Here is an 11,614-nt window from a genome sequence, read left to right on the forward strand (position 1 = left end):
TGATCAAGCGGTGGCCGGGGTATGAATCACCCAGACCCTTCATTGCATTGCACCCGACGGCAACTTGGATTTCCCGAATGACTTCTGTGTGGGGGCAGAGTGGGATTCGATGACTTTAACGCGTCTCAAACGCAAATTTAACAATGGAAACAACAGCCGCCGAGACAATCGAACTGACGAAAAAATCATTGAGTCTGACGAGCTAGAAAAGTTTGGTGGGCCCGGAGGGAGCGCCCACCATCGCTCAAAAGCCATAGAAACCGGACTTCAAGGGATCGCTAGGGGGACACGATGTCCCCCTTTTATGTCTCTGCATCGCATAAGCTCCTTGAGCGTGCAACAGAGGCGATTATCCCCATGCGGTCTGACGATGCCAACCGCAGTGGAGGCAGATTGTGTTCGATTGGGCATCGAGATCATGGGGTCGGCAGCACTGTGGCGATGCAATGGCAATCGCCGTCATGTAAACTCGGGCCGTCAACAGTTCTGCTGAACAGAACGCTGCCAATCGCGATGGACTCCGAGCCCCAACTGTCACGCCGCACGGTAAGATATTTTTTGGTTTCAGCTCGGTTTAGATCGACGGCGATTAAACCCTATGCGAGTATGTGTATGTAACGTCTGTTGTGTTTGATCGCGGTGTTAAGGCTCATAACTTGATTTCCATTTTGCACATTTCTGATCTGCATCGTTCGCCGTCCGAGCCCGTCAATAATGATTCGCTGATCGCTGCATTGGTCGCTGACGGCGATAGATATCTGGGTGAGACGCCGAGAGTGCCGCCTCCATGCGGCATTGTTGTTAGCGGAGACATAATCCAGGGAGCGCGAATTGGAGAAGAAGGCTGGCGTGAGGAAATGGTCAGCCAATACGTGACCGCCAAAGACTTCCTTTGCAAGCTGTCCGATCGATTCCTAGGAGGGGACAGAAGTCAGTTGATCTTGATTCCTGGCAATCATGACGTTTGCTGGAACACATCTAGATCTTCAATGGAGAAGGCTAACCCCAACGAGACAGACGGAAAAATTGCAAGTCTTATAGAGCAACGCGGCAGCCGTTACCGTTGGTCTTGGAAGGATCAGGTCGCCTATAAGATTGCAGACAGTACACTTTATCACCGGAAGCTTGATGCATATTGGGATTTTATTTCGGATTTCTATAGTGGTTTCACTTTTCCACTGCCTATAGACAGGTCTAGGGGATTTCAACTGTTTGAGCTTGATGAAAGTCGCATTCTAGTGGCTGCGTTCGATTCGACTTACGGAAATGACTGCTTTGGATATTCCGGTGATATCGAACCCGGCGTTGTGGGGCGATGTTCTCTTGCAATCAGAGACCTTCCCAAAGCGTACGAGCTCAAAGCGGCAGTTTGGCATCATAGTATCGAGGGGCCGCCTATGCGCCAAGATTACATGGATGTCAGTCACGTCAAGGAGATGGCTGGCCTTGGGTTTCAAATCGGGTTCCATGGGCATCAGCATATCGGCGCTACTCAGACACGCTCAATACACCTCAACGAAGAACATGCCATGGCTGTAGTGAGCGCAGGTTCTCTCTGTGCAGGTGCTCGCGAACTCCCTCGTGGGATAAACCGCCAGTACAACATCGTCGTGATCGAAGATGACTACAAAGGCGGTCGAGTCCATGCTCGCGAAATGGGAGAAGGTGGTCAGTTCTCAAGAAAAACAAACGGTGAGTTCTTGATGGGCCATGCGCGCATCAGTTGGTTAGCTCAGGAAAATATCGCTGGCCAAATCGTCAAGCCAGATGAAGAGAACGCTCGCAGAACGATCCTTCGCGCAGAAGAGTTTCTCAAGAGTGGTATGGCCAAGAAAGCACTTGAAGAAATTTTGACCATTGATGTTGGTACAAATTCTTACGCCAAGCGGCTTGCATGCGAAGCTGCCCTCGAAGCTAGGGAATGGGAAGTCCTTAAGCAGTTGCTTTCAGAGGCCGTTTCCGAAGATGAGGTCGTTTGGCTCGCTATTGCCCTAATCGAAACTCGGGATTTGGTTCAAGCGGCTGGTCTAATTGCAAAGCACTCCGAACTGGCGAGGCCTGTTGTTCAGCAACTGAATGATCGATTGGCTGTCGCCCAAATGAAAGCCGGAAAATGACCTCGAAATTGATTCCCTTTCAGATAGAAACTCAACGAGTCATTCAGCTTCTGGCCAAGCAAATTTATCAATCTCCGCTCGCGCTATTGCGTGAGAACACCCAGAATGCGTTCGATGCGATCAGGCAGCGCCTGCATAAGGGAGATGACTTTCAGCCTCGTATTGAGATTCAACTGTTCGCCAACAAAATTATCATATCAGATAATGGTCTCGGAATGACGCCCGATGATCTCCGCCAACATTATTGGAAGGCCGGAAGTAGCAGCAAGAACAATGATGAGGCCCGCGCCGCAGGAGTGGTTGGCACCTTTGGAATTGGTGCGATGGCCAATTTTGGAATAGCTGATGAGCTAACCGTTGAGACTGAAAGTGCCTTAAGCGGTGAACGTACTCTGTGTAAAGCTGTCAAGGAACAGCTTTCGCTGACCGAAGATTGCATTGAAATGCACAGTCAGGACAGCAGGGGTGAACCGGGGACGACAATTGAAGCAAATATATCTCCTGGATCAGAGATAAATATTGATCAAGCAAGAAACTATGTTTCAGATTTCATATCGCTTGTAGAGGTGCCTGTATACGTCAATGGGCAGATGATAAGTTGCAAGCCAGTTGAAAGCTATGTGCCGAACATACCTGAGACTTGGCGAAATATTGTTTCTGATTGCAAATTAGGCGATCGTTTTTCAGCTGATGTTGAGTTAGTGCTCTCCAACAACGCGGATATTTGGATCAAGCTCACCAACCTGTTTTGGGACGGAAAATCCCTGGCAGGTCGTCTAGTTCTGCGTAGCGGGCACCCGAATTTGCAGACATTCCGAAGCGGATTCGGGCTGGCGACGGCCTCAGTCAGCTCGGTGTATCAATTTGGTGGAGTTGCTGACCTGTTGGTTCTGGAGCCAACCGCTGGTCGTGAAGCTCTCACGGTAGACGGTATGCAACTCTTGCAATCAATGGTCCATGAGATCGATGCTTATATATCTGTCGAGCTCAGTAAACGTGATGAGTGTGACGCTAGCACCGCGTTCATGAGCTGGGTGGCGGCGCGAAACAGATTCGATTTATGTGGGCTGCTGCGAATGACGATCCAGCCTGGAGATCGTTTAACATTAACCGAAATTTCGAGCCTTACTAAAAATAAGCCGATGATGCTTTATGAAGGCACCGACCAATCAATTATAAAGCTACACGCAAACGAGGATTCACCATTGCTGCTCGCAGCAAGAACCAATCCACGAAGGAAATGTGAGCAGGGGTATTTGCAGCAGTATGCAAAGATTGAAACGGTTTCTAATAAGCCGGTCGTTACCAACTTGCGTAAATGGAAGGATTTAAGCTCTGCTGAAAGTGGATTGGCGTTTAGAATAGAGTCTATTCTGGAATCGGACTATTTTCTAAAAACAGAAGTTGTATATGCCGATATTTCACATCAGTTGCCTATACTTGCAGAAAAATTAGCGAATTCCGTTCGAATAGTTTTGAATCCAGATGGTCAGACGCTGAAGATGCTATTCGGGTTGTTCGATCACGATTACGCTTCTTTTGGCAGCATGGCGAAGGATTTTGTCCGGACTATCATTTTTCCAAAGGTTAGTGATTTTGTGCCAAGCAGCACGCGACAAGGGGCCGAAGCCTTTCTTAAGGCTATTCGTCGCCCCCGCGAATTATTCGAGTACGCGGATGATGATCTGGGAACGCTGCCTAAAATATGGGAGGATTATCAGGAGGGCCTGATATCGATGGAGCAGGCCGTTGAACGTTCCCAATCGGCTGTACGAGGCAGTGTGCAGTTTGTCGATGTAAGTGCTTCGAGAAATGTCCGTGAGGTTGTTCCGGATCTTATAGAAAATGAAACGGCCCTGCAGCACGCGGACGCAGATATTGCCGTGAGTTTTGAAGCTGCTCCTGCTATCACGCGTTTGGACAATACCAGTTCGGCTAAATTGCTCGTGCTTGGCGTAAATGAGCCGCCGTTGCGAGGTTATCGCAACTTCTTGGCCATCACTGACCGGGTTCGTGAAGAAATGGGTGATTTCTTTCTTCAACCTCATAAAACGTCAGTCGTTTGGGGCGGGCAAAAAACGCTCTTCATCTTTCTGCACCATTCGGGGCAATTTGGTTTGTACTATGATCTTCAAACTAGGGAAGTTGTGGATGCTCCTGCAGGGGGAGGCGTATTCCCGTCATGTACAATAGTTTTGAAAGATCGAATATACATTCCAGTTCCCGAGCCAATCGCCCAAAGCTTCGTGCCTATAGCAGGCGAGAGAAAGCGGTTCGAGGTGCGCGCTGATATTCTCAGGACTGAATCGTTGTAGGAGCTGTGTCGCTAGCTCCTGCCATAAGATGGCTTCTAGATAACCTTGAGATCCCGGAAAGACAATTTTTTACGAGGGGGTATTCAAAGCCCCTCGGCTCAGCTTTGTCCCCATGGGGGGCAGTCGGGTGGACTTTGCCCTGAACCATTCATGGGCAATAGGTGCTAGCTCTGCGGGCTAGCTTTCATTTTGCTGAGGAACATGAGGATCGGCATAGGCTGTCCGCAGACAGGACAAGCTAAAGGCAAAGAGCCGATCACGAACGTTGCAATGGATCAACGGACATACGTTTGAACGCACGTCACCTTGTCGGATACCCTGCCTCGCGTGGCTGCTTCGAAAAGGTATGCCCAAAGTGAATCGCTTTACAGTACGACAAGTGGCGCTTCGATAAGCGGTCTTGACAACTCAAAGCGAAGTGAAAATAACGAAGGTATCCAAAACGAAGTGAGGTGCCTTATGTTTGTCCGTGCCTATCTCAGAGCGTCGACTAAGGAGCAGGATGCTAACCGCAGCAGAAATGACCTACAACGCTTCACTGACGAGCGTGGGCTCAAGATCGCGGCGTGGTATGTCGAGAATGAAAGCGGCGCATCCCTGAAACGTCCTGAGCTCTTTAGGCTGCTATCCGATTGCCAACCGGGTGACGCCTTGCTTGTCGAACAAGTTGACCGGCTCAGTCGTCTGAATACAGGTGACTGGGAGCAGCTGAAGTCCGAGATCAGTGCGAAGCGAGTAAGGGTAGTGGCCCTGGACCTGCCGACATCACACCAGCTTATCCAGGCTGGTGGTGACGAGTTCTCAACGCGTATGTTGGACGCCATCAATGGTATGATGTTGGACATGCTAGCTGCCATTGCTCGCAAGGACTACGATGACCGACGCAGAAGGCAGCGGCAGGGCATTGATGACGCTAAGGCCCGAGGGGTCTACCGGGGTAGGCCAGAAGATGAGAAGCGGAATGCGGCATTGATGAGCATGCTACGGGGCGGCCAGACATGGTCGAGCATTGTTCAGGCTACTGGCGTGTCTACGTCAACGCTGTCGCGGTTGGCAAAGCGGCTCAAAACCGGCGCGACGGACGGGAACGTGTCGCTCTAAATCGGCATCTTCCTAATCTGCACTAGTAATGGTGGGTGGGAGGCCCCTGGGCCGACCCCACCGATCCATCCCATATAACCAGTCTAATCTTCTTTGCTCATAGCCCTTGTAGTCACCTTCTGCTGCAAATTGTTTGTCTGTTATTGTGGTATTAATGTAGTCGGGTTTGCTGTGATTGTCTTGTTCAAGATCCCAGCCTGTACCGTCTATGGTTTCTACCTGTATTGTGTGTCCAGAAATATTATAAAATTCTTCAATCATTACATTTTTTAGGTCGTCCGCTAGCGCTGATTGCACCAAAAAGCTGTCATGAACTGGTAAGCATACATAACCCAGGCCCTTGCCGATGAACCTCAGCATGATGTTCTGCGCTAACTCGCTGTCGAGTCGCTGCAGTTTGACACCTGCGCCGCTATTGAAGAATTGCTTTATGGGGGCGTGACGGTCGGCAATAGCCGCTTGGAATTGGTGCCACGTCATGCCGATTCGTTGAGCCGGGAAGTTCGCAGGTTTCTGTATACGTCCTGGAGCGTTGACCATTTTGTTGAACGTCACCTTGATCAAATCCCGAGGGATGTCCGGTAGCCCAAGATCGTATGCGCTTCCTTCTAGCTTTGCTCCCATCTGGGCGTATAGCAGAACGGGGTGAAAAGTCTTGTAGTCGACCTCCACGGTGGGTTTGTCGTCGATGGTGATGCTACGCCGGTATGTCTTGGGAATATTTTGCCACCAGCCGCCATAAAAGCGACCGCCTTCGTCCCAACTGCCATTGTTAAAGATTCTAAGTAGTGTCCGTTTGGACACGTCGATCACTGGGCTATCATCGGTCCCCGACGCGTATGCGCGCTTCATCCTGGCTTGTAGAAGGCGGTATTGTTCATCCGTTATCCGCAGGTCAATCCAGTGTCTCTGGAGGTGATCATTAATCCTTGTCAAGGTTTCCCGCATGTCCCTGGTGGAGGCTGTCTCCTCGTATTCGACTGGGTTCTTGCAAGTGTCTCTCAATATGAGGATTTCGCTGCCGTGATTGCGCGTGAAAACTCGCGGGAGGTTCAGTTCAGCCTTGCGGGTTAGTAGGTCGATGAGCTTCGGCGTTGCCCTTATCCGCGTATTGCGGCCCACTCCGGTCCGTGGGTCGTGGAAACCGGCCATAACTTCCTCAACATAGCCCGCCTGCACCAGGAGATAGTACGCCGCGCGAAAGCTGCTCCAATACAGAAATAGTGCTCGGTAACGGCTCTCTGTGGTGTAGCTCCTGTTGGCTAGTGAGATGCCAACTAACAGGTCCGGATCTGTTTTCCACGCCACATAGAGATCAAGCACAATAGCCCGTACGGCTTCCCGTAGCTTCTTACTTTCTGTGGTTCCTCGCTGTCGTTTCCGGTTCTCTTGCCGTTCCAGTTCAGTGACGAGGTCTGTCAGGCAATTGTTGAGTTCCGGGTAGTCGGACCAACGGTTTACGTCAAATGGCCTTGAGGGTGGTAGGGCACTGGTTTCGTCGGTCACTGGTGGTGTCTCGCGTAGTTCGCTTCCGGCCCCTATTAGGTAAGAGGAGTCGAGTGGTCAACTTTTTCGGCGGAATCGCTGACGTCTCCCGGTCCAAATGCTGCCCAAGCGTTCGCATCTGCAGGAGCTTATATCGACTGCCGTCACGATGTGCGGATTCTCACGCCCGTGTTCCGTATCTGTTTCCCATTCAGGCACCGATTTGGCACTAGCTCTATTGACGAGCGAGGGCAGTCAAATGATGCTTTCGTGCTTGATCAAGCCTGAGAGCCAGAAGTTTGTCCGGCAATTAGGTACTGAGGTGAAGTATGGGTTCAGCTGAATTGCAAGGCGTTCATCGCGTTAATTCAAACGGGAAGACCTACTACTACGCTTGGCGCGGTGGCCCTCGCTTGCCCAGTCTACCCGGATCGCAGGAGTTCTTGGCGGCATACCGCAAAGCACTAGACGACAAGAATACCGCAAACAGTGATAAGTTCAGTTCGATTGTCTATGCATACCGCACAAGCGATCAGTATGCGAAGCTTGCGGACAGCACTAAGCGCAATTGGTCGCCTGTGCTGGACAAGATCGACGAACATTTCGGTGAGCTTAGCAGCGGCGTCTTTGGCAGGCCGGAGAAGGTACGGCCCCTAATAAGACTGTGGCGGAACCAGTATTCAGATAGACCACGCACAGCAGATTACGTTATGCAGGTGCTGTCGCGTGTGCTGTCCTTTGCGGTTGATCCTCTAGGCAAGATCGCGGTCAATCCGTGCAAGGGTATCAAGAACCTGTACAAGAACGACCGCAGTGCCATCATATGGACAGAGGCCGACTTGAAAACCATGAAGACGGCTACGGATGACAAGGGCAAGCCCGCTTGCTCGGTCGAAGTGGCCTTTGCCATGGACCTTGCCATTCATACTGGCTTGCGTATGGGCGATTTGGTCAAGCTTCGTTGGTCACACGTAGGAGAGGACGCTATCGTATTCGCCACCGGCAAGAGCCGTGGACGAAAAGAAGCTGTGATTCCCCTATACGACGACCTGCGGGCATTGCTCGATCGGATACCAAAGCGAACACACACCATCCTATCTAACAGCAGGGGTAGAGTGTGGACACAGGATGGCCTAGCGTCTTCTTTCCACACCGCTAAGAAGTTGGCGGGATTGAAGCATCGCGATCTGCACTTTCACGACCTACGCGGTACTGCAGCCACTAAGTTCTACACTATCGGGCTACCCAATCGCATCATCGCGGAAATCATGGGCTGGTCTGAGGATGAGGTCGCGAACATCATACGTAGGTATGTTGATAGGACCGCAGCAACACGGACCTTAATCGCTCAAATTAATGCAGGTGTAAAACAAGGCTGAGATACAGTAGCGCAAAGGAGACGGAAGTATGAAAACGCCAGCCTTGGCGCTAACTCAGCGCCAGGTCGTGGCGCTCTGCAAGGGAGCGGCACAAGCCGGGTTCGTGGCTGAAATCATGATCAACGGGGCATTCATTCGGCTCGTCCCGCAGGATGCGCCGCCATCGCAGGTTTACAAGTCTCCGGAGCAGTTACGAGAGGAGGAGCTAGACGACGAGTTGGAGAGGTTCAAAAAGAAGCATGGCTACACCTGAACTGCCAACCCTGGGTGCACGCCATGGCAGAGGTTGCCATCTGGTAGGGCCGTACGCCCTCCACCTGGATAATCCTACTGGCCGTCGATCGTTGCGACCCTGTGAACAAAGCAAGTCTATTGTGTTGACGAGCCGTAGCTAAGCTTCTGCATGGCTTCGTTCACTTGCTGCAAGGTGAAGCCCTCTTTGAAGTACTGCCTGTGCGTCATGCCATCCTGCTCGTGCCCAATGATCGATTTTACCAGCGGGTCGGCTACGCCTGCTTGCAGAAGTCGAGTGTTCACCGTGTGCCGCAGGCTATGGAATACGCGCGTTTTCGATTTGAGCCCAAGCTGCACGAGGAGCCTGTCGTTGAACCAACGACTTTGCTGCCGTCCCCAGCCGTTCTTGGGATCGTAGGTAAAGTCTGGGAATAGCTTGGTCGCGTTTCTGTCCCGCATGAACTGTACATAATCGAGAAGTCCCACGGCAATAAGCTCGCCATGTACCGGAACTAGACGGCGGGCCGCTGAGGTCTTGAGGCTTTTGCGGTCGCCGTCTTCGTTCATGTCGAACACCCATATGCCGTCCTGCTGGCGGATGTCCTTGAGGTGCAGCTGTGCAATCTCACCAAGCCTTGCGCCGGTATAGATCCCGATAAGGGTCGCCCATTTCTGATAGGGCTTCGTGACCAGACCATTTTCATTGTCCACGACTGTCCGCACGATCAATCTGATCTGATCGTTCGAATATGCCTCTCGGTCCCCGTCGTTGTTCTTCCTGGTCTGCCTTACTGCAAGACCGGAGAAAAAATTCTCGCTGGCATGATGGTTCTGTTTCGCCCACTCGAAAAGCTCGTGGTAGGTCTGCAGGTACTTGTTGATTGTCGCAACCTGGATAACCTCGACTCCCTGCATATTGAGAACGTCGGCGAGGGGCTTGCCCCGTGTGAGCGGGTTCTTTGAGCGGTTGCGTGGATAAACTAGCAGGGTGTCCTTGACCCGCTTGGCATCCATAGCGGTTAGCTTACGAACATCCGTATCTCCGCCTAGGATCTCTTCTAGCAGTTTGATGTGGTCAGCCTTCTCGATAACGGTCTTTTCCGCCCAGGCTTTGCCTCTCTGGCGCTCCGCGCTGTAGGAGGTCGCTACTTCGGCTATGGTCATACCAGAGGTCTGCGCCGCTTGGGTCGGCCCTGAGAACGTCTGCTGTGGATCGTCACGAAGATCATACCGCGTCAGGGACTTGTTGTAGGCAAGAACCGCTTTGGCGAACTCGTGGAATGATAGCTTCATTTCCCGTTCCAGCCAGCCGTACTGTGTGCTGCCCGGTTGGATGTCTAGGTCGTATTCCTTGATGAAGCGGGCCAACAAATCGTCGTCAGATTTCACGAGAGAGAGCGGAGTATCTGTCTTCTTTGCATGCTTCGCTACGCGCTTGCTGGTTTCGTAGGCTTGCCGGTCCATCTCGTTCAGAGGGCCGGTATCGTCCATTTCAGCTTTCGCTTGGTTCAACAACCCCCGAAAATGCTCGGTCAACGCGCTTCTAAGTTCCTCGTACCGCATTCCGTAGGCAATTCCATACTCATTCCATTGTTCGCCTATGTGGCTCAGAGAACGGGACAAGCGCAATGCTTTTCGTGGGTCACGGGTCTGTAGAGATAGCTTGAGCGTGGAGGCTTTTTTCTGTGGATGCAGCTGCTTCGGTATCGGCCAACGCAGATAGAAGACGCCGCACCGAGACTTCACGAGATAGGACGGATTGAACAAACCAATGTTCCCCTTGGATGTCTCCCCAAGCAGGTCCGCCTTCTAAGTCTTTGATTTTAAACGAAATGGTGGGCCCGGAGGGACTCGAACCCCCAACCAAGCGGTTATGAGCCGCCGGCTCTAACCATTGAGCTACAGGCCCAGCCCGGCAATTGCCGTCGGGCGGGTTATGGTCACCCCGCGCCGTGATCGGGCTCTAACGCAATTTGAGTGCAGCGACAAGCCTTTGCCGTATTGGCTTCACAATCACCGGTCATCAAGGATGTGGAAGGGCGTCGTGTCGCGCAAGGGAGAACTCTGCCGGCACAGAGGGACAAGAGGAAACACTTTGATGCTGAAATTCACACGCGGTCTCGTCGTTGCCACGGCGCTGTCGGGTTCCATGTTGACCACCGGCTTCGTTCAACCGGTGTTCGCTGCCGAGACGGAGCGCCGCGAGGCGACGATCATGGTGTCGGGCGAGGGCGAGGCGACCGTTGCGCCGGATATGGCCGTCATATCGCTGGCCGTTGTCCGCGATGCCGATACGGCGTCTGAGGCACTGTCCGCCAACAGTGCCGCGATGACGGAGGTACTCGCCGCCCTCAAGGCGCAGGGTATTGCGGAGAAGGATCTGCAGACCACGGAATTCTCCATCCAGCCGAAATACAAGCAGGATACCCGAACCGATGGCTCCTACGAGGCGCCCGTGATCGTCGGCTACACGGTCAGCAATGGTCTGACGGTCCGGGTGCGGGAACTCGCCAAGCTCGGCACGATCATCGACGAGTCGGTGAAACTCGGCGTCAACCAGGGTGGCGGCATCTCGTTCACCAATGACGATCCGGAGGCGACCATCGAGGCCGCGCGCAAGCAGGCGGTCGAAAAGGCTGCTGCCAAGGCCAAGACGCTGACGGACGCTGCCGGCGTCAAGCTCGGTCGGGTCGTCGAGATCTCGGAGAATTTCGCCCGACCGATGCCGCAGGTCTATGCGGCAGCACCGATGGCGAAGATGGCGGATGAAGCGATGCCGATCGCGTCCGGCGAAAACCTCTATACGGTCACCGTCAACATCACCTATGCGATCGAGCAGTAAGTGCTGATTGCAATCCTGGAATAGAGAAAGGGCCGGTTTTCCGGCGCTCAGACCGCTGACAAACCCGCCGATTTTTCCTCGGCGGGTTTTCCAGTTTCTAAGGTGCGCGCTCAGGTGGTGTTTTGTTCGTAGATTTTCGTG

General features: G+C 52.6%; 8 protein-coding genes and 1 tRNA gene. 6 read left to right on the forward strand and 3 right to left on the reverse strand.

Translation table 11 applies throughout. The annotated features are described in order from the left end of the window. Window positions 1-656 precede the first annotated feature (656 nt). From J2045_RS21515 to J2045_RS21525, 3 genes are all read left to right on the forward strand, one after another. Window positions 657-2,117, forward strand: coding sequence for a metallophosphoesterase (locus tag J2045_RS21515; protein ID WP_307377008.1), 1,461 nt, complete (start codon window positions 657-659; stop codon window positions 2,115-2,117). Then, a complete protein-coding gene (locus J2045_RS21520; protein WP_307377011.1) occupies window positions 2,114-4,432 on the forward strand; it encodes an ATP-binding protein in 2,319 nt (772 codons plus the stop codon). Before J2045_RS21515 ends, J2045_RS21520 begins: the two co-directional genes overlap by 4 nt. A gap of 459 nt (window positions 4,433-4,891) precedes the next feature. After that, the gene (locus J2045_RS21525; protein ID WP_307377014.1) at window positions 4,892-5,533 is read left to right on the forward strand and encodes a recombinase family protein; all 642 of its coding nucleotides are present in this window, start codon (window positions 4,892-4,894) and stop codon (window positions 5,531-5,533) included. Between the two features lie 12 nt (window positions 5,534-5,545). Here J2045_RS21525 and J2045_RS21530 read toward each other — a convergent pair whose 3' ends face one another. Continuing rightward, on the reverse strand, window positions 5,546-7,039 hold the full coding sequence (locus tag J2045_RS21530; RefSeq protein WP_307377017.1) for a hypothetical protein: 1,494 nt from the start codon (window positions 7,037-7,039) through the stop codon (window positions 5,546-5,548). A 308-nt stretch (window positions 7,040-7,347) separates the two neighbouring features. Here J2045_RS21530 and J2045_RS21535 point away from each other — a divergent pair, with 308 nt between their 5' ends. Further along, window positions 7,348-8,397, forward strand: coding sequence for a tyrosine-type recombinase/integrase (locus J2045_RS21535; protein WP_307377021.1), 1,050 nt, complete (start codon window positions 7,348-7,350; stop codon window positions 8,395-8,397). A gap of 28 nt (window positions 8,398-8,425) precedes the next feature. After that, window positions 8,426-8,650 (forward strand): hypothetical protein, encoded by a 225-nt coding sequence (locus J2045_RS21540; protein WP_307377023.1) that lies wholly within the window; start codon window positions 8,426-8,428, stop codon window positions 8,648-8,650. Between the two features lie 116 nt (window positions 8,651-8,766). On the opposite strand, the gene J2045_RS21545 is transcribed toward J2045_RS21540, so the two are convergent. Both J2045_RS21545 and J2045_RS21550 read right to left on the reverse strand, forming a co-directional pair. Then, complete coding sequence (locus tag J2045_RS21545; protein WP_307377028.1) at window positions 8,767-10,398, reverse strand: site-specific integrase; 1,632 nt, start codon at window positions 10,396-10,398, stop codon at window positions 8,767-8,769. A 66-nt stretch (window positions 10,399-10,464) separates the two neighbouring features. Further along, window positions 10,465-10,540: transfer RNA gene (locus tag J2045_RS21550), tRNA-Ile, on the reverse strand. 189 nt (window positions 10,541-10,729) lie between these two features. Between J2045_RS21550 and J2045_RS21555 the strand changes: the two genes are divergently transcribed. Continuing rightward, window positions 10,730-11,473 (forward strand): SIMPL domain-containing protein, encoded by a 744-nt coding sequence (locus J2045_RS21555; protein WP_370873188.1) that lies wholly within the window; start codon window positions 10,730-10,732, stop codon window positions 11,471-11,473. Window positions 11,474-11,614 lie beyond the last annotated feature (141 nt).

This window comes from Peteryoungia aggregata LMG 23059, assembly GCF_030814435.1.
GTDB lineage: Bacteria > Pseudomonadota > Alphaproteobacteria > Rhizobiales > Rhizobiaceae > Allorhizobium > Allorhizobium aggregatum.

Bases quoted from the DNA above. Each gene is read 5' to 3' on its own strand.
- J2045_RS21525 (WP_307377014.1), top strand. From the start codon at position 4,892: ATGTTTGTCCGTGCCTATCTCAGAGCGTCGACTAAGGAGCAGGATGCT.
- J2045_RS21535 (WP_307377021.1), top strand. From the start codon at position 7,348: ATGGGTTCAGCTGAATTGCAAGGCGTTCATCGCGTTAATTCAAACGGG.
- J2045_RS21520 (WP_307377011.1), top strand. From the start codon at position 2,114: ATGACCTCGAAATTGATTCCCTTTCAGATAGAAACTCAACGAGTCATT.
- J2045_RS21555 (WP_370873188.1), top strand. From the start codon at position 10,730: ATGCTGAAATTCACACGCGGTCTCGTCGTTGCCACGGCGCTGTCGGGT.
- J2045_RS21540 (WP_307377023.1), top strand. From the start codon at position 8,426: ATGAAAACGCCAGCCTTGGCGCTAACTCAGCGCCAGGTCGTGGCGCTC.